Here is a 24,519-nt window from a genome sequence, read left to right on the forward strand (position 1 = left end):
GATTATTGCTAAATAGTCATCTCGATATATTTAAATAAAATCAATAATTTATTCAATTTAAACCAGTGATTACACCCTCTCACCCTCAACTATAGAAAAATACAAATCCAACCAATCAGCAGCACTTTTTTACCCAAAACAACTGCTTTTTAGGCGAATATCAAGCTTATCTTTTTTATGCAATCAGCCGATAAAAAATTATTTTAATCAGTCAGGACTCGTCTGGCCATCCCATTTCAAAAGCTTAAACAGGATCAAAAAACCTTGAAATTGGTTTTTAATAATCAGAAGAGAAAATCCATATGAACCAGATTTTGAATGTCGATACAGCTCAACAACAGGCTTTGCTTTTTTTATTAGATTTTTTAAAACAGCGAGACTACCAGTTTACCACCACTACCCCACTTTCCCATCAACGTATTCTGAGCCGGAAAAGACAAGAAAAAAACACTGCAATTACGCTTCGGGACATATTCGGCTGGAATTTGGCATTTACCGAAACTGATCTCGAGCCGGCGCTTTTCGAAATTCTGAAAGACAATCAGCTTATCCATTTTCAGGATCATCAATGGCGGAGTGATGTACGTGTCGCTTCACTCAGTCAGGAATTATTCATTCATTCCAGTTTCCCGACCGTTCAGCAGGATTCGGTATTTTTTGGTCCCGACACTTACCGCTTTGAGTATCATCTCAAACAATATTTGGCAGCTCGCCCCCATTCATTTAAACGGGCTGTGGAATTGTGCTGTGGTACTTCGGCCGCTGCCATTAGCATGGCCAAACATTATCCAGACTTTAGTGAAATAATCGTCTCGGATCTTAATCCGAAAGCGTTGTTATATAGTCAAATCAATGCCGGCTTTGCAGGTTTAGGCAATATTTATCCGGTTTACAGTAATTTATTTACCCGTTTGGATGGGCAGTTTGACCTTATTTTTGCCAATCCGCCTTATTTGATGGATGCAGATCAGCGCCAATATCGGCATGGTGGAAATCAACTGGATGGTAATGAACTCGCTTTTAATATTGTAAAACAAGGCATTCAGCGACTAAATTCTCAAGGATATTTATTTTTATATACTGGTGTGGCTATCCGTCCAGACGGTAATCCTTTTTTAGAACAGCTTGAAAAATTGATAGTGCCTCAACCGAATTTCCATTGGTCTTATGAGGAAATTGATCCCGATGTTTTTGGGGAAGAATTGGAGCAACCAGCGTATCAACATATAGAAAGAATTGCTTTGGCTTTGGTGAAATTAAAAAATACAGTTGAGCTTAAATAGGAAATTACTTTTCGAATATAGGAACAATTAACAGATATAAATGAGTCAAGCTAGCTGTGAGAATCATTAACCATCTTGAAATAACTTCATTGTTAGTGCTCAACGGCTTTGTTGCACAAACCTACCGATAAGGTCTTATTCCACAATATAATTCTGAAATGAATAAGCCAGCACCTAAAATTTATCGTACAATGAATTGGCCCTCTTATAAACGTGCTTTAGTAAATAGAGGAAATATCTCAATTTGGTTTGATCCTAGTACTCAGTGGTATGAACACCCACAGGGTAAACAAGGTCGAAATCAAACTTATTCCGATGCAGCTATTCAATGTTGTCTCATGATCAAATCACTATTTCGACTCTCTTTACGCATGGTCACAGGATTTGTTCAGAGCCTTATTAAACTCTGTGGTTTCGATTGGACCGCACCAGATTATTCCACCCTCTGTAGAAGACAAAAGCATATTAATATTGCGATTAGCTATCAGAAAAGCAGTGATGGACTGCATCTACTCATCGATTCCACTGGCCTGAAATTTTTAGGTGAAGGTGAATGGAAACGTAAGAAACATCAGCCTGAATATCGTCGTCAATGGCGTAAGCTTCACATAGGTATTGATGCTAAAACCCTGCAAATACGGGCGGTTCAGCTCACTACAAATAATGTCAGTGATTCACAGGTACTTGATGATTTAATTAATCAAATTCTACGAGAGGAGAAGATTGATTCTGTTTATGCAGATGGAGCTTATGACACAAAATACTGCCGACAAATAATTGTAGGTCGACAAGCACATGCAGTGATTCCACCCAGAAAAAATGCAAAGCCTTGGAAAGATAAAAAGTTTCATTCACTTGAGAGAAATGAATTGCTTCGAACAATTAAGCGTTTAGGTAGGACAATATGGAAAAACTGGTCGGGGTATCATCGTCGAAGTTTGGTTGAGACTAAAATGCACTGTATTAAATTATTAGGAGATAAATTATCAGCAAAGCATTTTTCAAGTCAGGTAAATGAGATACATGCGAGAATTGCAGTTCTGAATAAATTTACGGAATTAGGCCGACCCCACACCCACGTTGTAACTTAAATTTGAATAGAATAGGCGGCTAGGTTTAATTTTTAAATCTTTGTGCAACAAAGCCCTTTAATTCCAATTTCATAGTTTTTTCCTAAAACTGGACTTAGAAGCTTATCATTTATATCTTTTGCACTTTGTGGTTTAAAAATATCTGATCAGTAACGATTTTACGCTAAACAAGGTTGTTACAATATTCACTTTATCAATTAATTTTCACGTTTATATTTCAATGTATAGGCTATACATTATTCAATTATATCTTTTAATGATCAATAGAAAGCCTAGTTTCAAACACATTCTTCCAGACACAAACAAATATGATCAAAATAGAGTTATTATTCTATAAAATAATAAAATCAATTACTTAAATCATATTTTATTTTAATAAAAATACAAATGTGTATTAAAAATAACCATTACTTACATTTTTTTGATTACAAAATATAATGAGTAAATTGCTTCCCATTTCATACATTTTTCATATATAAAAAGACATACTATTTTTAAGGTTTTTCTAAACCAATTTTTTTACTTCATAATTTTTAACATCATAATTAAAGGTGAACCATGCAAAATAAGAAGCGCACCCCATTAGACGCGCAACAGTCCCATCTTTGGATTATTGGTGGTGGTATCGCAGGTATGGCTGCTGCTGCATTTGCAATCCGTGATGCCAAAGTCCCTGCCAAAAATATCCATATTTTAGAAGAACTCGATATTTCAGGTGGTTCGATGGATGGTGGACATACACCGCATGCCGCGCAAGCTTGGGTAACACGTGGTGGGCGAATGCTGACCGATGAAACTTATTTGTGCCTATGGGACTTATTTTCCAGTATTCCATCTTTGGAAAATCCAGACATTTCGGTGCGTGAAGAATGTCGTGAGTTTAATGAAAAAGTGAAAACCCACGCCAATGCACGGTTGATTGATGCCGAACATGTCATTGCGGATGCAGCAAAGCTTGGTCTGAATACGCTACATCGTGCACAGATGCTGCGCCTATTAGCTTCAAAAGAAGAAAAAATTGGCAGTCGCCGCATTGATGAGTTTTTTGATGAAACCTTTTTTGAAACCAATTTCTGGCGCATGTGGCGCACGACTTTCGCTTTTCAAAAATGGCACAGTGCAGCAGAGTTAAGACGCTATTTCTTGCGTTTTATTCAAGAATTGCCACGCATTCATACCTTAGCGGGTGTGAAACGTACCAAGTACAACCAATATGACTCGATGATTCTGCCCCTACAGCGTTGGTTAGTCGCACAAGGCGTCGATGTGCGTTTTGGACACTATGTCACAGATGCAGACTTCATTACCAATGCTGAAACTCAAGAACGCTACGCTTCACGCCTATATGTACAATTGCCTGAAGGCTCAGAGCAAATTAATCTGAAAGCCAATGATTTAGCTATTTTCACTTTAGGCTCTATTACAGCAGACTCACGTTATGGCGGTAATCATGACGTGCCTGCCCTTATTCGTCATCGAGAAGATCATGGCTGGACGCTTTGGGAAACGCTGGCACAAAAAGCCCCAGACTTTGGCCGTCCAATGACTTTTTATGGCAATGTCGATGAACATAAGTGGGAGTCTTTCACTCTGACCATGAAAGATGACGTGCTACTTAAACGTATTATTGACTATACAGGCAATGAACCAGGCACAGGCGCACTCATGACTTGGTATGAGTCGGGTTGGCATTTATCCATCGTGGTTCCTGCACAGCCACACTTTGCCGACTTACCTGAAGGTTTATATACCTTATGGGGCTACGGTTTCCAAATTGACCATATAGGCGATTACATCAAAAAACCAATGTCCGAAGCCACGGGGCAAGAAATCCTAACAGAACTGATTAAACAGCTCGGTTTTGACGACATTTTAGATCATGTTTTGGCAACGACTGATGTTACTACCGCCATGATGCCATACGCCTCTGCCCTATTCGCCTGCCGTAAACCGGGGGACCGTCCACAGGTAATTCCACAAGGCTCACAAAACTTTGCTTTCCTTGGACAGTTTGTGGAAATTGAAGATGACGTGGTCTTTACTGTGGAATATTCAGTTCGTGGGGCGATGCTTGCCATTTATGAATTTTTTGGGGTGGAACGTGAAATCCCTGAAATTTACAACGGTCTACTTGATCCTAAAGTTGGTTTGAAAGCTTTGGAAACAGTATTCCACTAAGTTTTTAATATAAACTGAAGGGACAGCTTTTTGCTACTATTACATCGTTTAATTTAAAATCATCGAGTGTGACAGAGATGCCATATGTTATCCATCATAACAGGGATGTTTTGTATGGATAACAAAGGCTTTTGCTTACTTTTAGCCTATCAAAAGTAAGGTTATTGTCTACGTAAACATCTTTTATACTTTATTAAAAAGTTGAGGCGGTGTACGTACCTAATTTTAAATCACATAAACAGGAAAATTATATAAAACTTTATACGTCATTAGTAGACGTCTTTCATAAATCATTTTTCACTCAACTCCAAGTTATAGATTCCAGTAATTAAACTGAATCTCAAACCCAGTCTTTTACCTCTATTTCGGTAACGTCCAGCAAGGATTTTAAAGGTCTTCAGGCGACCAAATACATGCTCGATCCCGATTCTTCTTTTGTTGATTTCCTGATTATAGATTTTGAGTTCAGGATCCAGTTTACAGCGTCTTTTGGCTTTTAACGGCAACAGGCTATTAGGATACACAGCATAAATTCCCTGGTAGCCTTTATCTGCAAGGATAAAAGCTCCTGAAGGAATCTGCTTTAAATTACGTTTGAATAGCTCAAAATCATGCACCGTACCGCGATCAGTGCATAAACTCAGAATTTGCTGAGTTTTATAATGGATGATGGCATGTACTGTACTTTAAAGGTATGCGTCTTTTTCTTGCCACTATAGCTTTTCTTCTGTTTTTTTAGGCCTTTGAATTGGAATTTCTGTGGCATCCACGATCACCACATTCCAGTCTATGCCTTCGCCTTCGGGCAAATTCTTCGGTAAATTAAACAGCTTGGACTGAATCAGGCAATCTTCAACATGACGTACAATTCTTGAGGCTGTGGGCTCTGAAATACCGTAACTTGTAGCAATGTGAAATAAGGTTCGGTATTCCCGCCAATAGCTCAGACAGAGCAGAACCTGATCCTCCACACTTAACTTGGGTGGTCTGCCTTTAGCTGGAACATGCTTCTGCAATTGCTCAACCATTAAATAAAAGGTTGACCATGAGATGCCCGTATATCGCTTAAACTGTTTTTCAGAAAGCTTCTTTGAATCAATGTATTTCATCCGCAGATTATGCACGAATGCTAAGAAAATTAGAGTACAAATATCAATCAAAAAGGTGCTCGTTTTTTGATTTATGAAAGAGATCTATTTACCTATTATCCAAACCTGTCTGAATTATTCTTATTTTGATTATTCCAATCCAAAATTTTATGTGGGTTATAATGTGGGACAAAAGCACAGGTAAGAAAAAAGCCCTTGCAAATACAAGGGCTTAATTCGAAATTTGGCGGAAGCGGTGAGATTCGAACTCACGGAGGACTCGCACCCTCGTCGGTTTTCAAGACCGGTGCATTAAACCGCTCTGCCACGCTTCCATGTTCGCCATAATACGGATGTTTTTAAAAGCTGACAAGTAAAAATTACAACTAAACCATTCAAATGAATATTGTTTCACCAAATCAACTTAAAACATCATAATTTGGCTGCCAATTCAGCACCCTCGCGAATTGCACGCTTGGCATCAAGCTCTGCTGCCAGTTTGGCACCGCCAATAATATGGTAATTCGCCAAGGTATGTTCACCGTCATTCGGCATAATCTCCTTCACTGACTCCTGCCCTGCACACACCACTACGGTATCCACACGTAACAGCTGGTCATAGCCATTGGTTTTAATCCATAAGCCCTCATCTGTAATGGATTGATATTGCACTCCGCGCAGCATTTTTACTGCATGCTTTTTCAATTGTGCACGATGTACCCAACCTGTGGTCTTGCCTAATCCAATCCCCAGCGGTGTCGTTTTGCGTTGCAAGAGATAAATTTCACGTACCGGATGAGCCACTTCAGCAGCTTGCAGGCCACCTTCAGAAATATAATTCGGATTAGGGTCAATGCCCCACTCCCGCTGCCAGTCCGCCAAGGGTTGCGGCTGTGGCTGATGTTCAGGCTTTAATAAAAACTCGGACACATCAAAACCAATACCACCGGCACCAATCACCGCCACCCGATTGCCAACAGCAGCTCCACGTAATACTTCTGCATAAGACAACACTTGCGGTGCCTGACTGCCTGCTATTTTTAATGCACGAGGGATTACTCCCGTTGCCACCACAACTTCATCAAAACCCTCACGTTCCAGTTGTTCACGGTTGACTCTGGTATTTAAGCGCAGTTCTACACCAGTTCTTTCAATCTGAACTTTAAAATAACGGATGGTTTCATGAAACTCTTCTTTACCCGGTACCACTTTGGCCAGATTGAATTGCCCGCCCACTTCATGGCTTGCTTCAAATAATGTGACTTTATGACCACGACTGGCAGCCACTGTTGCAGCCGACATGCCTGCCACACCACCACCGACAACGGCGATTTTTTTCGGTGCTTTGGTTTTTACATACACCAGTTCTGTTTCATAAGCCGCGCGTGGATTGACCAGACAGGTTGCACGCTTATTTTTAAAGGTGTGGTCCAGGCAAGCCTGATTACAGGCAATACAGGTATTGATTTCATCTACCCGATTGGTGGCAGTTTTGCTGACCCAGAAGGCATCTGCCAACAATGGTCGTGCCATCTGCACCATATCTGCTTTTCCAGCCGCCAAAATTTCTTCGGCCGTTTCAGGCATGTTAATCCGGTTGGAGGCAATCACAGGAATAGCCACATGCTTTTTCACTTCGGCCGTATAGTCAGCAAACGCTGCACGTGGCACTGAAGTGACAATGGTCGGAATACGGGCTTCATGCCAGCCAATTCCGGTATTCAGCAAGGTAACTCCGGCTTTTTCCAAAGCCTGTGCCACCGTAATCACTTCCTGCATGGTGTTGCCATCATGTACTAAATCGAGCATGGACAAACGGAAACAGATAATAAATTTTTCACCGACTTTTTCACGAATAGCTTTAACAATCTCTATGGCAAAACGCATGCGGTTTTCAATGTCGCCACCCCAGCGGTCGGTACGCTGATTGACATGACGGCTTAAAAACTGATTCAGCAAATAGCCTTCAGAACCCATAACTTCCACGCCATCATAGCCGGCTTTTTTGGCAATGCTAGCCGTGTGTGCATAATCTTCGATGGTCTCTAAAATCTGCTTTTCACTCATTTGACGCGGTTTAAATGGTGAAATTGGAGATTTAATCGGGCTGGCAGAAACCACAAAAGGCTGATAGCCATAACGGCCCGAATGCAAAATCTGCATCAAGATTTTTGCACCATGCTTATGTACGGCATGCGTCACCAAACGATGTGGCGCCACATCCGCCAAATTATTCATGGTACCGCCCGCCGGAAGCAACCAACCCTGACGGTTCGGTGAAATTCCCCCGGTAATAATCAGCCCTACGCCACCTTTTGCCCGTTCGCCAAAATATGCGGCCAATTTAGGATAATTATAAAAACGGTCTTCCAGACCGGTATGCATGGAACCCATCACGACACGGTTTTTAATAGTCGTAAAGCCCAAATGCAGCGGTTTTAATATATTTGCATAGCGAGTTGTCATGATGGATCCTTTATATATTGGCTTTGCAACTTGTTGCATATTACTTTACCTATTTTTATTCTTTTGTTTATGACTTGTTTTACACATTGTCTGACGAAACAGTCAATTTTTCATAAAAAAAGCGCAGTCTAAGCACTGCGCCTGAGATAGAACCCGTTATTTTTTATTATAATTCAGTTTTTTAATTTGTTTCTTGATTCCAGTATTTCAATTTTGAAGTATGACCAATTCCCACATTAAAGCTATTGGTCGGGTCCAGTTTTTGATAATGCTTTTTGAGCGCAGGCTTGGCCACATATAAATGCCCGACATTATGTTCTGCGGGATATTCAGCCCCACGTGCATCCAGTAAACTCCACATCTGATGTTCTATTGCCAAAGGATCTACGCCTTTTTTCACAATATAGTCCTGATGGAACACATGACATAAAAAATGACCGTAATACAGTTTATGAATAATCAGCTCATCCATTTCTTTCGGCAAAGTTTCCACCCATTCCCGGTCATTACGGCGTAAGGCAATGTCCAGCGCGACAATATCTTCCACTTCTGAACGATGGGTGTCGCGATAACGAATGGCAGCTCCGGCTACGGCAAAACGGTGTAGAAAGGCTTTGCGTCCTTCTTCTTCGGTACACAGAAAATAATTTCCAGTGGTATTAGCTGAAAAATAGTGCTGTAAAAATTGCTGCACCTGTTCTACATCCTGATTTTCGATGCGCAGCACCAGATGATGCTCATACAAATCCCGGAACTCATTCATGCGTTTCGGTAAATGCGACGGTAAAAATTTGCTCAACATTTGCAGGACTTTATCAGACAGCCCTTTCATGCCGACTTTTTCCAGGTAGCCATCGAGCTTATCTTTCATGGCAAAAGCCGCCGGCACTTTGGCAGTCCCGAATTTTTCAATGAACATGAAAGTGTCTTTGCCATATTCCGCGCCAATATCGTAAGCCACCCGGTGAATATATTCGCCTGCAATTGGCAAACGCGGCAAATCGGTAAGTAGAAAACGGCGAATAGCAGTTAAATCTTGCTGGGTATTGGTGCCGACATAAAACACCTGACTGGGAATTTTTTCAAAGGTATCCAAACGTACCGCAAACACGCAGACTTTTCCTGCCGAACCGGACGCTTCATACAAGCGCGATGGATCGGCATTAAAACGCGCCGGCGTGTTCTCATCGACCTGAGTCACGTCATGCGCATAGCGATGATCCGAAGCACAGCAGTGCTGATCATTTTCAATATCAGTCAATTGATATTGCTGATTTTCCAGATTAGATAGAATTTCTTCTGGCGTTGAACCGAGCTGGATGCCCAGATGATTGACCAATTGCAGTTGCCCCGATTCATTTACTCGGGCATACAGGGCCAGTTCCGTATAGGCAGGTCCACGGCGAACCAAAGCCCCACCGGAGTTATTGCAGACTCCACCTAAAACCGATGCACCGATACAGGAGGAACCAATCACCGAATGTGGCTCGCGATTAAACACTGCCAGTTCTTTTTCCAGTTTGTCTAGCGTTGCACCGGGCAAACAAACCACTTGTTTCGCATCATTAATCACTTGAATGCCAACCAAGCGTCGAGTGTTGATCAGAATCACCGGACGGTCATAATCATCGCCAAAAGGGGTTGAACCACCGGTGAGTCCGGTATTGGCTGCCTGCATAATCACAATACAGTCTGCATCCACCGCAGCCTGCAAGACTTGCCACTGTTCCAGCAATGAACCCGGGACGACCACAGCCAGGACTTGACCGGAACCGTAACGGCGACCTTGACGGTATAATCGTGTGTCATTGTCATCTGTTAATACATGTTGCTTGCCGACAATGTGGATGAGTTTTTGAATGGTTTGCTGTGCATCTAAATTGGATGGCATTTGTCATATCCTATTGATGAATTGTCGCGCTTAATCAACACGGTATTCATTACTGCGGAGTCTTTCCAATATTATTTATATTCAGGAATTAACCTTCGGTTCGACCTACTTTTCTTTCGGGAAAAGTAGGCAAAACCATTGTCATCCGCAAAACTCGTCATATTCCGTCAAATCTTTATTTTCATCGCAGAAACATGATGTTAAGTATAAAGTCCTGCCTCAAACAGTTGCGGATGACGTTTACGCGTATCAAATTCAAGCTTTGACTAAATTTAATATTCAAAATTATTATTTAAGCCAACTCTTTCTCCAACTTCACCAAACAATCCGAAGTAATATCGGCAATGGTTTTGGCACCGGTCAGCGTCATTGCCACGCGCATTTCCTTATCAATCAATTCAAGCAGATTGGAAACACCCTCACCACCGGCAGCGCCCAGTGCATAGACAAAGGCACGACCCAACATACAGGTATCGGCACCTAAAGCCAGCATACGCACCACATCCAGACCATTACGGATACCCGAATCGGCTAGAATTTTGATGTCGCCTTTAACTGCATCGGCAATCGGTGGAAGCGCACGCGCGGAAGACAAGACTCCATCCAGCTGACGGCCACCGTGATTCGACACCACAATACCATCTGCACCGAAACGTACTGCATCCTTGGCATCTTCAGGGTCTAAAATACCCTTGATCACCATTGGACCATCCCAGAACTCACGAATCCACTCCAGATCCTTCCATGAAATAGAAGGATCAAAGTTAGAGCCTAACCAGCCAATATAATCCTCAAGACCCGTTGGTTTGCCCAAGTATTTGGAAATATTGCCCAGATCATGCGGACGGCCCATCAAGCCCACATTCCAGGCCCAATGCGGATGGAAACAGGATTGCATATAACGGCGCATTGCCGCATTTGGCCCGCTCATACCCGAGTGGGCATCTCGGTAACGTGCGCCCGGTACAGGCATATCTACTGTAAATACGAGCGTTGAGCAACCTGCCGCTTTGGCACGTTCCAGGGCATTTTTCATAAAGCCGCGGTCACGCAGTACATACAACTGGAACCACATTGGACGCTGAATTGCTGGCGCCACTTCTTCAATCGGACAGACTGACACGGTCGATAGCGTAAAAGGAATACCTTTTTTATCTGCCGCCACTGCCGCCTGAACTTCCCCGCGACGTGCATACATCCCGGTTAAACCGACTGGCGACAATGCCACCGGCATCGACAGGGTTTCATCAAACAGTTTGGTTTCCAGGCTAAGTTGCGACATGTCATTTAAAACACGTTGTCTTAGTGCAATTTTGGATAAATCTTCCACATTACGCTTCAGTGTATATTCCGCGTATGCACCACCATCAATATAGTGAAAAAGAAAAGGCGGCAACCGGCGTTTCGCAGCTTCACGATAATCATTCGCAGAAGAAATAATCATGCTTATATCCTGTTTAATCTACTGGCACGCTGGCGACGAGCTTCTTCTTCATCAATCAAGCGTACCTGTTGTACTACAAACTCAATGTGTCCACAGACTGCACTGCGTGCAGCATCCGGATCACGGCGTTCAATCGCATCCATCACCTGAAAGTGCTGATCGTGCAATTGATCAAAACGGTGCGATTCGCTATAGACTTTCCGGCGGCCCAAAACCACGTTGTATTTCAGCAGGTCAAACAGGCCGCGCATCATCTGTATTAGCACTAAATTATGTGAGGCTTCGGCAATGGCTAAATGGAACTCGGCATCTGCTTTAGACGCCTGATCATCATCCCCAATAGATTGATAATGGGCAATCCGATCGTAACAGCGGCGAATATTTTCCAGGTCTGCTGCTGTTGCACGCTGAGCGGCATACCAGGCCGTTCCGCCCTCCAAGACGCTGCGGGCTTCCTGTACATCAAACCGGTAAGCCGGGTCCTGATCGATCAGATTGCTTAAAGGTTCTACAATTTGATGATTGGTCCATGCACTCGGCAGCAGCTGCAAAAAGGTGCCAGATCCTGCCTTGCTCAGTAACATGCCCGTACTGGCCAGATGCTGAATGGCTTCACGCAGCGATGAACGCGACACCCCGAGCTGTTCACATAATTTACGTTCTGCAGGCAAACGGTCTCCAACCTGCATATTGCTCTGTTCAATCAACATACGGAGCTGCTGTACGGCTTGGTCGGAAACTTTCATCTGCATTTCTCTACTCTTGCATCAATTCCAGTTTATGGAATCATCCATGGGAACACATAGGCTTGTAAGGTAATGATAATACCAATCATCACGGTAAAGGAGATACTGTGTTTCACGGTAAAGCGGAACAAATCAGATTCTTTACCCACCAGACCTACAGCCGCACAGGCAATGGCAATCGATTGAGGTGAAATCATTTTCCCGGTCACCCCGCCACTGGTATTGGCCGCAACCAGCAATACTTCCGGCACGCCAATCTGTTGTGCCGTGGTCGCCTGAAGTGCCGAGAAAAGCGCATTGGCAGATGTGTCCGAACCGGTCAGGAACACGCCTAACCAACCCAGAAATGGCGAGAAGAAGGTAAATGCCTGACCGGTATGTGCCAACGCCAAAGCCAGGGTAGCCGACATGCCTGAATAGTTCGCAATAAAGGCAAAAGCCAGCACCATACCAATGGAATAAATAGGAACTTTCAATTCATTGATGGTTTCGCCAAAAGTGATGACTGCTGCTTTAGGCTTCATTTTCAGGAAAATGATGGTGATGATGGCGGCAATGAAAATGGCTGTGCCTGTAGCAGAAATCCAGTCAAATTTATAAATCGCATCGTAGTCCTTAATTTCAGGGACCACCGGCGGCATCTTCTGGATCAGCTGATGCAAATACGGCACCTTGATCGAAATCACCAGATCATGCAGCGCGCCATCTTTGGCAAATAAATCCTTAAAGGGCTTGATACTCCAGATGGTGACCATTGCGGTTAAAATGGCAAATGGCGACCATGCCTTGGCAATTTGGGCAATGCTATATTTCTGCTGTTTTTGAGCTGCGAGCTGTTGAGCAGCGGATTCATCCACATTTGCGTCCTGGTCTGCAAAACGGAAAATGTGTTTTGGCTGCCAGAATTTAAGCAAAATTGTTAAAGAAACCAGTGAAGCAATTGCAGCGGTAATGTCTGGCAGTTCAGGACCTACAAAGTTAGAGGTGAGATATTGTGCAAGCGCGAACGATCCACCACCCACAATCACCGCTGGCCAGGTTTCTTTCACACCGCGCCAGCCATCCATAATCGCCATAATCCAGAATAGAACAATCGGCACCATAAACGGCAACTGACGTCCTACCATCTGGCTGATTTCCATGGTATCCACCCCGGAAACCTGCCCGGCCACAATAATGGGAATCCCCATTGCGCCGAAGGCAACCGGTGCAGTATTGACAATCAGGCATAAGCCCGCTGCATATAAGGGTTTAAAGCCTAATCCCACCAGCAATGCAGCGGTAATGGCAACCGGAGCACCAAAACCTGCTGCACCTTCAAGGAAAGTACCAAAGGCAAAACCCACAAAGAGCATCTGTAAGCGCTGATCTTCGGTAATCGACAGAATGGAGGAACGAATAATATCGAACTGCCCTGTTTTAACCGAAATTTTATATAGAAATACGGCCCCGATGATGATCCAGGCAATTGGCCACAAACCATAGAAAAAACCGTAAATCATCGATGCAAAAGCCATCACGGCCGGCATCTGATAGGAAAATAAGGAAACCAGCAGCGCCAGGATCACGGTAATTGTTCCCGCTACGCTACCTTTCATGCGGAATACCGCAAGTGCTAAAAAGAAGAAAATGATGGGAATCAGGGCAATCAAACTGGAGAGCCAGATATTGCCCATAGGATCGTAAATCTGTTGCCATTGTTGAAGCATTGTCCTCTCCTTGAAATGCTTTTCCAGAATACAAAATGGTCTGATCACCTACCAATGAATACTTAAATTGGTATGACCAATAATCATTTAATTTAAAAAATATATCTCTAAACTTTAAATATGCTACTTTTTAACCAATTAAAGATCAATATCCAATTTATTTATTTAAAATTGGTCATACCAATATAATGTATAAAATATTCAAAATCTGCACAGACCACACTGGTTAAAATTCACTCAGATATTTTTAATTATTTCATTTTTATTATTTTTTTGGAAAATTAAAAAATCCGGGACAACCATCTAATACTTTAGTCGATAATAGGGGTTATTTGAACGATGCTTGCTCAAAGCAAAGCACTATTTACAGTAAGCGTAGATCCTGATCATTAGTCTCCTGGATAATTAGAGACAGATAACAGGTGCGACAGAAAACCATGCTGACAGGAAATAAAATGCGCGGACATGTTGCAGGCGATCAAACTTTGAATGTGCTGCTCAAAATTGTTATGGGCCTTGCTTTTAAACCCTGTATAACACCGGTTTATAAGCCACAGCTTTGCTCTGCTTCACGATTCAATCCAAATCTTTGCTTATAAACATATATTGAATCTATCAGTTTCAAATTTTCAACGAGATTTTCTTTTGTAAAACCATTAGAAATAAAATAGTGCTACAATTAAAGAAATGTGTATTTTCTTGGGCCACCAAATTTCTCGGTGCCTATTTCATATCGTTAGGATTAACAATGTCTGATAATGCAACTATCTTGCAGAATGTCCCAGTAGGCAAAAAAGTTGGTATTGCCTTCTCTGGTGGTCTAGATACTTCAGCTGCTCTATTGTGGATGAAACAAAAAGGCGCAGAACCTTATGCTTATACAGCAAACCTGGGTCAGCCTGATGAAGACGACTATGATGCGATTCCGAAAAAAGCGGAAGCGTATGGCGCAGTAAAAGCTCGCTTGGTTGATTGCCGCTTACAACTTGCATTAGAAGGTATTGCTGCTATTCAATGTGGCGCTTTCCATATCAGCACTGGTGGTGTTCCTTATTTCAATACTACGCCATTGGGTCGCGCAGTAACCGGTACCATGCTTGTTACCGCAATGAAAGAAGATGACGTCAACATCTGGGGTGACGGTTCAACTTATAAAGGTAACGACATTGAACGTTTCTACCGTTATGGCTTGTTGACCAATCCAGCGCTTAAAATTTACAAACCTTGGTTAGACCAGACTTTTATTGATGAGCTTGGTGGTCGTGCGGAAATGTCACAATTCCTGATCGACAACGGCTTTGACTATAAAATGTCAAAAGAAAAAGCCTACTCAACCGACTCAAACATGCTGGGTGCAACGCACGAAGCGAAAGATCTTGAATACCTGAATGCCGGTATCAAAATCGTTGACCCAATCATGGGCGTTGCGTTCTGGAAAGATGACGTTGAAATCAAGCCTGAAGAAGTATCGATTACTTTCGAAGAAGGTTTCCCTGTTGCAATCAACGACAAACGTATCGAAGATCCGGTTGAGTTCATTCTTGAAGCGAACCGTATCGGTGGTCGTCACGGTCTAGGTATGTCTGACCAAATCGAAAACCGTATCATCGAAGCAAAATCTCGCGGTATTTACGAAGCGCCGGGTATGGCACTGCTTCACATCGCTTATGAGCGTCTGGTGACGGGTATTCATAACGAAGACACCATTGAACAATACCGCATCAACGGTCTGCGTTTAGGTCGTTTGTTGTACCAAGGCCGCTGGTTCGATTCTCAAGCACTGATGCTGCGTGAAACTGCACAGCGTTGGGTTGCTAAAGCAGTAACGGGTACTGTGACTTTAGAACTGCGTCGCGGTAACGATTACACCATTATGAACACTGAATCTCCTAACCTCACTTATGAAGCTGAGCGTTTAACCATGGAGAAAGGTGATTCTATGTTTAGCCCTGCTGACCGTATTGGTCAATTGACGATGCGTAACCTTGACATCACGGATACGCGTGCAAAACTGGGGATCTATACAGGTGCAGGCTTACTTTCTGTAGGTACTGGTTCAGCTGTTCCTCAATTAAAAGACAAAAACAAATAAGTTTGTTTGACGTCAAAAAAAACCGCTCGAAAGAGCGGTTTTTTTTATCTGACCCGTTTATGATTTGATTAATTCAGTGGCAGGAATATTGGAGCGAATAGATTGATAATAAATCTGGTTACGGCCTAAATGCTTGGCACGATATAAAGCCTGATCAGCAATTTCCAACAACTCTTCTTTACTCAGCTCGGTCTCGCCATGATAAACAGTAATGCCCAAGCTGATGGTAATAAAATCGGAGATTAAAGATTTTTCGTGTGGAATTTCTAAACGCTCGATGGCCTTAAATATATTTGAGGCTACGGCATAGGCACCATGAGCATCCGTTTCAGGCAACAATACGACAAACTCTTCCCCACCATAGCGCGCTACGAAATCCATATGCCGAATGGCATTTTTAATTGATTTGGCGATAGAGGAAATCACATCATCGCCTTTTTGGTGCCCATAAAAATCGTTATAGTTTTTAAAAAAATCGATATCAATAAACAGGATCGCCAAATCACTTTGTTCTTGACGGGTCTGTTCGTAAAATACATCCATCATTTCATCGAAAGTACGACGATTCGAGATTTTGGTCAGGTCATCATGCTGACTTAAATGCAATAATTCCGAATTATGAATCCGATGCATTTTTTCACTAATTCGGGCACGCATAGTAAACAAATAAATCATGCGTTCTCGCGCAAAAATCATATGACTAATCACATAACCAAATACGCAACTGCCAAAAAGAATACGCCCCAACACCACGGCATCAAAATCAACATGAAGCAGAAAGAAAAGAATGACTGTTACTGAGGCTGCTAAAAACCCGGTCATCAGCATCTGAAATGGCTTTACTCCAGTAATAAGGGAACCCATGATGTAAATCATGCACAGGATAGCCATACCTTGTTGTCGTAAGGCGACGGTTTCTACGGTCAAGGTTAACCAGGACATGGAGACCATGGCCCAAAACATCAGCACCATGGAAGCCGGAGCAAAATAGGGACGCAGTTTGGGAAAATGCGAAAAAGAAAATAAGACCAGTAGGCATAGAGCGCCATTGGCCAACCCTAAGCTACAGTTCAGAAAATCATGCTTGAGATACTGTTTGTCAATTACCCAGTAATCGCTAGGTAAAATCACCAGAATAAAAATAAAATAAGATAAAACGCCACCCCACAGGTATTTTTGTACATGTTTACGGGCACGTTCCAAGTTTTTCGACCAAAATTCCTGTTCCATTTTTTTGGGAAAAACCTGTCCTACGCGTTGACTTTGCCGCGTAATCAGTTCTTCTATCTTTTCTTTATCATATTGTAATTTCGCTAGATTATACTTGGATTCCATTGCCCAGCATTTCTTATTTCTTCTAGTTACTAAAAATAACATATTTTTCTTATTTAGAATTATATATATATAACCATTTGTCTGTAATTCTCGTTACCATTTTCACACTTTATGGATTATCATTTGTTTTATTTCTTCGATTGAAATGGCCTTGAATACAATCACCCTTCTCCAGCCAGACGATTGGCATGCTCACTTACGTGACGGTTTATCTTTAAAACGCACAGTTCCAGATCTTGCCAAGCAGTTTGCTCGTGCCATCTGCATGCCCAATACTGTCCCTCCAATCAAAACAGTTGAGGAAGCACTGGCTTATCGTGAACGCATTATGGCGCATGTCCCTGAAGGTGTCGCATTTGATCCCCGGATGGTGCTTTATTTTACCGACCAGACCCAACCGAGCGAAGTCAAAAAAATTAAAGAATCCGAGCATGTGAATGCCATCAAGCTGTATCCAGCCGGTGCAACCACAAATTCAGACAATGGCGTCAGTGATATCCGTAAAGTCTATGCAGTGATTGAACAGCTTGAAGAACATCAAGTACCGTTGTTGCTTCATGGTGAAGTCACCCATAACCATGTGGATATTTTTGACCGTGAAAAACGCTTTTTAGATGAAGTGCTTTCACCGCTTCTAAAACAATTCCCTAAACTTAAATTGGTTTTAGAACACATTACCACAAGCGACGCGGCACATTTTGTACTTGAACAAGACCGCAATGTCGCTGCGACCATTACCCCACAGCATTTACTGTTCAACCGTAACGATATGCTGGTGGGTGGTATTAAACCGCATTTCTATTGTTTGCCAATTTTAAAGCGTCAAAGCCATCAGCAAACCCTGCTTGAAGTGGCGACCAGTTCTAATCCCAAGTTTTTCCTGGGAACAGACAGCGCGCCGCATTCAAAAAATGCCAAAGAAAATGCCTGTGGCTGTGCCGGTTGCTACAGTGCACCTACCGCAATTGAATTATATGCTCAGGCTTTTGATCAGGTAGGCCGACTGGACCGACTGGAAGGTTTTGCCAGCCACTTCGGTGCTGACTTCTATGGCCTGCCGCGCAACACCAATACCATTACTTTGGTCAAAGAAGAACAAGTTATTCCGGAAAGTTTAGACTATTTGGATGGCGAACAGATTATCCCATTGTATGCGGGTAAGACCATCCAATGGAGAAAAGTGTGACAGATGAAACCCCACCAGTAATTGGTCAGCGTTTCCGTGGATTTTTACCTGTTGTTGTCGATGTCGAGACAGCAGGTTTTAACTCACAGACCGATGCCTTGCTGGAAATTGCAGCGATCCCCATCATTTATAATGAAGAAGGCCAATTTGTACCTGGTGAAGCGTACCATGCCCATATTAATCCTTTTGAAGGGGCGAACTTAGACCGTCGTTCTCTGGAATTTATTGGTATTGATCCATCCAACCCAATGCGTATTGCAATGGCGGAAGATGAAAAAAGTGCATTAAAACGCATTTTCAAGTCGGTTAATGAAGTTCGTCGTCAGCAAAACTGTACCCATGCGGTTTTGGTCGGTCATAATGCACATTTCGATTTGGGCTTTGTACAAGCGGCCATTGCCCGTACGGGGACTAAAAATCAAAATCCTTTTCACAGTTTTTCAGTGTTTGACACCGTGACTTTAAGTGCCGTGATGTTTGGTCAAACCGTACTGGCAAAATCCTGCATTCAGGCGGGAATCGAGTTCGATGGCAAGGAAGCACACTCTGCTTTGTACGACACTCAAAAGACTGCAGAGCTGTTTTGCTATATTTTGAACAAACTCGCTCCCCATCTACTTGACACCTTGGTGGCGGATCAATAAGATACCGCCATCTTCTAAACGTCCCTATCGTCTAGAGGCCTAGGACATCGCCCTTTCACGGCGGTAACCGGGGTTCGAATCCCCGTAGGGACGCCATCTATTTTTCTCTTCTTTATCTTCATAGTTTTATATTCTATTTACCATCTAAACTTTTAGTTTTTAGATTGGCACTAGGTTTCCTTTATTTTTACTACCGAAAACATTTTCAAATTAAAACCTTGATTCGTATATTCACATCCATAGCCTCTTAAAAAGCCGTCATAACTTGCGGATAATCACTAAACATGATTTCTAAAATTAATCATCAGCCCATCCTGAATATTCGTTTTCAAGCTTGATTTTTAAAGTTTAGGCTTAAATGCTGTGACACCTTTTTTTATCGCCATTTGCATGCTAAGTTTCCCTCATTGCAATTAATGAACCTGCTCGCATGTTGAAAAAATTTTTCCTTGTTTTAATCATTCTCCTGCCCTCTGCTTTATATTTATATATCGTCAGCAGAGATGAAGCTCCAGCCAAGGATTCATCCATTACACCGGCAGAAGCTCCAGCGCAAGAACAGCCTGAGAAATATCAAACACCCGACCACTAATATGTGGTCTTTTTAATTTAAAACCGCTTCAACCCATTTTCATCATCGAAGAATCTGGTTGCTTTAACATTCACCTAACCCATAATTAAAATAATGCTTTCAGCCTATTTTTTATCTTATCCAATCTTCCCCAACCTTCGCAGTATTCACCTGCCGAGGAGCCTAAGCCGTCGCTAAAAAGAGTAATGGCTGCACTTTATCTCATTAAGCTATCCCTAGAGGGTGGATTGATACAAGTTGTATCGTGCTGAAAATGAATGCGCTTTTAACGCGACAGATCAATTCCCGATTAAAAAACTGCACTTTTTATTTCAGATTTGTCATTTTTTATGCAATTAATTCAATATTTTAAAAATAACACAATTACAGGTTTGACAGCTTTATTAAAAATCCATAATATACGCATCACCTCCTAACGACCCTATCGTCTAGAGGCCTAGGACATCGCCCTTTCACGGCGGTAACCGGGGTTCGAATCCCCGTAGGGTCGCCATATATCGTGCTATACGATCATTCAAGCTTCAACACCTATCATTATTACATTGCAGATTCGTAGTTTTTCACTACAATAGTTCGCTTCATTTTTCTTTTTCTTTTTTCTCTTATGCAGTCATCTCATACTCCGAATGATGCTATGCATCAGGGCAATTCTGCGCCTTTAAAACGCGCTATGAGTACTCGACACCTGGTCATGATTTCGCTAGGCGGCGCAATCGGCACGGGGTTATTTTTAGGTTCGGGTGAAGTCATTGCACAAACGGGGCCTGTAGGTGCCATCATCTCCTATGTATTAGGCGGCTTAATCGCTTATGCAGTCATGCTTTGTCTGGGCGAACTTGCGGTGCACATGCCCGAATCAGGTTCTTTTGGTACCTATGCACGCAGATATATTGGTCCAGGTACCGGTTATATGATTACCTGGTTGTACTGGCTGACCTGGACTGCCACCCTGGGAACCGAATTTACCGCCGCAGCCTTGTTGATGCAGGAATGGTTTCCGCAAATTTCTGTCTGGATCTGGACCCTCGTTTTTGCAGCCATTGTTTTTGGGCTCAATATGAGTTCAACCAAACTGTTTGCCGAATCTGAATTCTGGCTTTCCCTGGTCAAAGTCTTGACCGTGATTAGCTTTATTATTCTCGGCTTGTTGGCAATTTTTGGTGTGCTTTCGTTTCAGGGGAACACTTCTGCGCCTTTATTTAGCAACCTTACGGCTCAGGGCTGGTTTCCTCAAGGCTTATTTCCAATTTTCGCCACCATGCTGATTGTCAATTTTGCCTTCTCTGGCACCGAACTGATTGGCGTTGCCGCAGGTGAAACCCAGGACCCGGCTAAGAACGTACCCAAAGCGATTAATGCCGCAATCTGGCGACTGCTGATTTTCTTTGTCGGCACAATTGTGGTGATTAGCGCACTGTTGCCGCATCAGATGGCAGGCTTGGGTGCTGAAGGCGTCAGTAGCAGTCCGTTTGTAACGGTATTTACTTATATCGGTATTCCGCACGCGGAAGATATCATCCGCTTTGTGATTATTACCGCGCTATTATCGGCAGCCAACTCGGGTTTATATGCCGCTTCCCGCATGATGTGGTCTTTATCTGACAAAAAACAGCTACCTGCCGTATTCTCCAAAGTGAACCATCGTGGCATTCCTTTTGTGGCGATTATTGTCACCATGTTTGGTGCAATTCCGGGATTACTGTCAGAGCAGTTTGCACCGGAAACCATCTTCAAGAACCTGCTGGGTGTGGCTGCATTTACCATGGTGGTGGTCTGGATGAGCATTTGCTTAAGCCAGTTTAATTTCCGTCGCCAGTGGTATAAGGCCGGCCATAGCGTGGAAGAGCTGGGCTTTGCCGCACCGCTGTTCCCGATTGTACCGATTCTAGGTTTTGTGTTCTGTTTTATTACCTGTATCAGTATGGCAGCAGATCCGGAAATGCTGGCCGGCTTTATTGGCTGCCTGCTATTTATTGCGGGTTGTTATCTCAGTTATTATGTTTTCTATCGAAAGCAAAACTAACACAGAAATGGAGTGGTCAAGTACCGCTCTTTTTTTTAAGCTCAATCAAGATAATCCCTTTGATAAAAGCTCTGACCATGTATGAAAATCATTTTTATTCACGGCATGAATCAACAAAATTATGATCAACCCTCATTAAAACAGCGTTGGCTATCTGCTTTTCAGACCGGTTTGCGTAATTCTCAGCAAAATATTGATCTTAATGCCCTGGAAATACGCTTCCCCTTTTATGGAGATTTGCTCAGCAAACATCATTTATATAACAACCTCGATCTGGAGACTTTTTTACCCAAGTCTATTCCGCATTTGCATCTTCCCTTTCATTTAAGGCATAACACTACCCTTGTCCCGGAACAGCATCCCTGTGCGAGTAGATTACCGAGTGTAAACGCCGAATGCGCCAAGTCATTCACACAGCGATTAGCCCTCATGAGCGCACTCACCAGAGATCATGCATTTAAGGAACTGGCACTATTTCTGAATCATTATCCCAAGCTGCATGAAACCTTTATCCATAAATTCCTGATTGAAACCTATTTATATTTATCTAATCCGGATTTCATGCATGAAGTCCATCACCGGATCATGTCTTATCTTCATCCCGAGCTAGATCATATTATGGTGGCGCATTCCCTCGGTTCGGTCATTACCTACAACCTGCTGCATCAATATCCGCATTTTAGAATACAGCGCTTTATTACCTTAGGCTCTCCCCTGGCTTTTAGAGTCATTCAGGAAAAACTCGTCACCCCTATTTCCAGACCACCGCAACTGCAGGGCGACTGGTTTAATTTTTATTCACCTGATGATTTTTTGACTGCTTTCCCTTTATCCGAGGCCCCTTTCAATTTTCAGCCACCCATCATTAACCAGGCCATTACCACATCTTTTTATAATCCTCACAGCATTAGCGGTTACTTACAGCATCCAGCGGTGATCAACAGCATCATTGAGGGTTTAACCGCAGAAAAATAGTGCTTTTCAAAACACATTTCACGCATTTGTTTTATTTTTATTCAGTTGAATCCGTTTTTAAAAATTATCCTAGAAAAAGGTTTGACAGGGTGTCCTATCCACCCTATTATACGCCCACCTCTGAAACGTCCCTATCGTCTAGAGGCCTAGGACATCGCCCTTTCACGGCGGTAACCGGGGTTCGAATCCCCGTAGGGACGCCAATTCTTAGATGACCCTATCGTCTAGAGGCCTAGGACATCGCCCTTTCACGGCGGTAACCGGGGTTCGAATCCCCGTAGGGTCGCCATATTCGAGATAGCAATATCTCTGCAAAAAGCCTGATCATGATGAATCAGGCTTTTTCGTTTTTAAACAGATTGAATTCCTGCATCGCCTGATCTTTACTGCACAGCCAAAAAATCATAAAAATAGCGCAGACCTGCCTTTCAGCATGCACGGCAAAAAAAGACGATGGTCTGCTGCGCAGTTTAAAACTTCCTAGTCTAAGGCAGGCTCATCCCGTTAAGCACTGCGACGCGAATTAATCTGACCTTTAATGATTGCGGTAATATTGTTTTTGGCATATTTCAAAAATACTTTCAGCGGTGACAGTTTTGGATTCGGACGCTTGCCCCGCGCAATATCTTTAAACTGTGCGGCATACCAGATGATTTCCATAATTGCCATTTTGTCGACCATAGGAATGCCGGTTTTAATTTTATGCACCGCATAACGTACATCCTGCCCCGCAATCAGGCGATCGGTTAAATCCGTTTCCACTGCCAATGGACGGGCAATACCAATAAAATCGCAGGCATCGCTGTCGAGTGCCGCATTCATCCCTTCTACGGTACGGAAGCCACCGGTCACCATTAAATGACACTTCACTTCTTTACGAATTTTCTCGGCAAAATCGAGGAAATAGGCTTCGCGGGCAATGGTACTGGCTTTGCGTTTTTCTGCCTTGGCACCTGCCATGGCCGGAGCTTCATAGGTTCCGCCTGAAACTTCAATCAAGTCGATTCCAGCAGCATCTATGGCTTTAAACACCGCAACCACTTCTTCTTCGCTAATGCCGCCACGCTGGAAATCGGCCGAGTTCAGTTTCACCGAAATGATAAATTGATCCGAAGTTGCCGCACGGACAGCCTTATAAATTTCCAGCAGGAAGCGCATCCGGTTTTCAATCGGACCGCCCCATTGGTCCTGACGCTTGTTGGTCAATGGCGATAAAAACTGGCTGATCAGATAACCATGCGCACCATGCAGCTGTATGCCTTCAAAGCCGGCTTTTTCGCAGATTTGTGCAGAAGTGGCAAAACGCTGGATAATATCGAGAATCTCATCTTCACGTAATTCACGCGGCGTACCAAAGGTGGTTGCCAGCATCGGAGAAAAAGGCACCGCCGAAGGCGCAACAGTTTCCCTGTTTAAACCTTTGGGACACTGACGGCCGGGATGGGACAATTGCACCAGCTGCACCATGCCATATTTCTTGCCGAGCGCTGCCCATTGCTGTAGTTTGGCCAAATCGCGTTCTGACTCAATCACTACCACGCCCGGTTCATTTTTGGCGCGAACATCCACCATGACATTGCCGGTAATCGCACAGCCCAAGCCACCCTTGGCCCAGGCTTCATACAGATTAAAATGCAACTGGCTTGGCTGACCTGCGTCATTTGCCAAGGCTTCACTCATCGCGGCTTTGATAATTCTGTTTTTAAAGGTGGTATGTCGAATACTTGTTGCTTCAGCAAGATGGCTCATCTCTCAATCCCGATGTATTTGTATTTA

The 24,519-nt window shown here is 43.1% G+C and carries 18 protein-coding genes and 5 tRNA genes; 13 read left to right on the plus strand and 10 right to left on the minus strand.

The genetic code is table 11. The features are described 5' to 3' along the window. The first annotated feature begins 302 nt into the window (after positions 1 to 302). From E0H88_RS04440 to E0H88_RS04450, 3 genes are all read left to right on the plus strand, one after another. Complete coding sequence (locus E0H88_RS04440) at positions 303 to 1,283, plus strand: methyltransferase (RefSeq protein ID WP_131273247.1); 981 nt, start codon at positions 303 to 305, stop codon at positions 1,281 to 1,283. Positions 1,284 to 1,441: 158 nt separating this feature from the next. Next, complete coding sequence (locus tag E0H88_RS04445; RefSeq protein WP_131273248.1) at positions 1,442 to 2,374, plus strand: IS5 family transposase; 933 nt, start codon at positions 1,442 to 1,444, stop codon at positions 2,372 to 2,374. Between the two features lie 558 nt (positions 2,375 to 2,932). Continuing rightward, entirely contained in the window at positions 2,933 to 4,552 is a 1,620-nt protein-coding gene (locus tag E0H88_RS04450) for an oleate hydratase (RefSeq protein WP_004883953.1), read from the plus strand. 290 nt (positions 4,553 to 4,842) lie between these two features. On the opposite strand, the gene E0H88_RS16000 is transcribed toward E0H88_RS04450, so the two are convergent. The 8 genes from E0H88_RS16000 to lldP form a co-directional block, all read right to left on the minus strand. After that, positions 4,843 to 5,223, minus strand: coding sequence for a transposase family protein (locus E0H88_RS16000; RefSeq protein ID WP_228143288.1), 381 nt, complete (start codon positions 5,221 to 5,223; stop codon positions 4,843 to 4,845). Between the two features lie 42 nt (positions 5,224 to 5,265). After that, a complete protein-coding gene (locus E0H88_RS04460) occupies positions 5,266 to 5,661 on the minus strand; it encodes a transposase family protein (protein ID WP_092819906.1) in 396 nt (131 codons plus the stop codon). 224 nt (positions 5,662 to 5,885) lie between these two features. Next, positions 5,886 to 5,975 (minus strand) — tRNA-Ser (locus E0H88_RS04465). 97 nt (positions 5,976 to 6,072) lie between these two features. Further along, on the minus strand, positions 6,073 to 8,106 hold the full coding sequence (locus tag E0H88_RS04470) for an NADPH-dependent 2,4-dienoyl-CoA reductase (RefSeq protein WP_131273249.1): 2,034 nt from the start codon (positions 8,104 to 8,106) through the stop codon (positions 6,073 to 6,075). A 181-nt stretch (positions 8,107 to 8,287) separates the two neighbouring features. Next, positions 8,288 to 9,997 (minus strand): D-lactate dehydrogenase, encoded by a 1,710-nt coding sequence (dld, locus tag E0H88_RS04475; RefSeq protein ID WP_131273250.1) that lies wholly within the window; start codon positions 9,995 to 9,997, stop codon positions 8,288 to 8,290. Between the two features lie 292 nt (positions 9,998 to 10,289). After that, positions 10,290 to 11,441 (minus strand): FMN-dependent L-lactate dehydrogenase LldD, encoded by a 1,152-nt coding sequence (lldD, locus tag E0H88_RS04480; protein WP_092819909.1) that lies wholly within the window; start codon positions 11,439 to 11,441, stop codon positions 10,290 to 10,292. 2 nt (positions 11,442 to 11,443) lie between these two features. Next, on the minus strand, positions 11,444 to 12,187 hold the full coding sequence (gene lldR, locus E0H88_RS04485; RefSeq protein ID WP_131273251.1) for a transcriptional regulator LldR: 744 nt from the start codon (positions 12,185 to 12,187) through the stop codon (positions 11,444 to 11,446). 32 nt (positions 12,188 to 12,219) lie between these two features. After that, on the minus strand, positions 12,220 to 13,896 hold the full coding sequence (gene lldP, locus E0H88_RS04490; RefSeq protein ID WP_092819910.1) for an L-lactate permease: 1,677 nt from the start codon (positions 13,894 to 13,896) through the stop codon (positions 12,220 to 12,222). A gap of 748 nt (positions 13,897 to 14,644) precedes the next feature. On the opposite strand from lldP, the gene argG reads away from it, so the two are divergent. Next, entirely contained in the window at positions 14,645 to 15,988 is a 1,344-nt protein-coding gene (gene argG, locus E0H88_RS04495) for an argininosuccinate synthase (RefSeq protein WP_092819911.1), read from the plus strand. Between the two features lie 57 nt (positions 15,989 to 16,045). On the opposite strand, the gene E0H88_RS04500 is transcribed toward argG, so the two are convergent. Continuing rightward, a complete protein-coding gene (locus tag E0H88_RS04500) occupies positions 16,046 to 17,323 on the minus strand; it encodes a GGDEF domain-containing protein (protein ID WP_131273252.1) in 1,278 nt (425 codons plus the stop codon). Positions 17,324 to 17,474: 151 nt separating this feature from the next. On the opposite strand from E0H88_RS04500, the gene pyrC reads away from it, so the two are divergent. The 9 genes from pyrC (at position 17,475) to E0H88_RS04540 (ending at position 23,032) form a co-directional block, all read left to right on the plus strand. After that, the gene (gene pyrC, locus E0H88_RS04505; protein WP_092819995.1) at positions 17,475 to 18,509 is read left to right on the plus strand and encodes a dihydroorotase; all 1,035 of its coding nucleotides are present in this window, start codon (positions 17,475 to 17,477) and stop codon (positions 18,507 to 18,509) included. Then, positions 18,494 to 19,153, plus strand: coding sequence for a ribonuclease T (gene rnt / locus E0H88_RS04510; RefSeq protein WP_092819913.1), 660 nt, complete (start codon positions 18,494 to 18,496; stop codon positions 19,151 to 19,153). The genes pyrC and rnt overlap by 16 nt, the downstream gene beginning before the upstream one ends. A 20-nt stretch (positions 19,154 to 19,173) precedes the next feature. Further along, positions 19,174 to 19,249, plus strand: a tRNA-Glu gene (locus tag E0H88_RS04515). Between the two features lie 334 nt (positions 19,250 to 19,583). Continuing rightward, positions 19,584 to 19,745: a hypothetical protein gene (locus tag E0H88_RS15870; RefSeq protein WP_165493274.1), complete on the plus strand. Its 162-nt coding sequence runs from the start codon at positions 19,584 to 19,586 to the stop codon at positions 19,743 to 19,745. A gap of 417 nt (positions 19,746 to 20,162) precedes the next feature. After that, positions 20,163 to 20,238, plus strand: a tRNA-Glu gene (locus E0H88_RS04520). A gap of 111 nt (positions 20,239 to 20,349) precedes the next feature. Beyond that, on the plus strand, positions 20,350 to 21,768 hold the full coding sequence (locus tag E0H88_RS04525) for an amino acid permease (protein WP_131273253.1): 1,419 nt from the start codon (positions 20,350 to 20,352) through the stop codon (positions 21,766 to 21,768). An 81-nt stretch (positions 21,769 to 21,849) separates the two neighbouring features. Next, positions 21,850 to 22,743 carry an alpha/beta fold hydrolase domain-containing protein gene (locus E0H88_RS04530; RefSeq protein ID WP_131273254.1) on the plus strand — a complete coding sequence of 298 codons (894 nt, stop codon included), beginning with the start codon at positions 21,850 to 21,852 and terminating at the stop codon, positions 22,741 to 22,743. 127 nt (positions 22,744 to 22,870) lie between these two features. After that, positions 22,871 to 22,946, plus strand: a tRNA-Glu gene (locus tag E0H88_RS04535). A gap of 10 nt (positions 22,947 to 22,956) precedes the next feature. Then, a tRNA-Glu gene (locus tag E0H88_RS04540) sits at positions 22,957 to 23,032 on the plus strand. Between the two features lie 215 nt (positions 23,033 to 23,247). Here E0H88_RS04540 and E0H88_RS04545 read toward each other — a convergent pair. Further along, on the minus strand, positions 23,248 to 24,492 hold the full coding sequence (locus tag E0H88_RS04545; protein WP_131273255.1) for an NADH:flavin oxidoreductase/NADH oxidase family protein: 1,245 nt from the start codon (positions 24,490 to 24,492) through the stop codon (positions 23,248 to 23,250). Positions 24,493 to 24,519 lie beyond the last annotated feature (27 nt).

The organism is Acinetobacter sp. ANC 4216, from assembly GCF_004331195.1.
GTDB classification, from domain to species: domain Bacteria; phylum Pseudomonadota; class Gammaproteobacteria; order Pseudomonadales; family Moraxellaceae; genus Acinetobacter; species Acinetobacter kookii.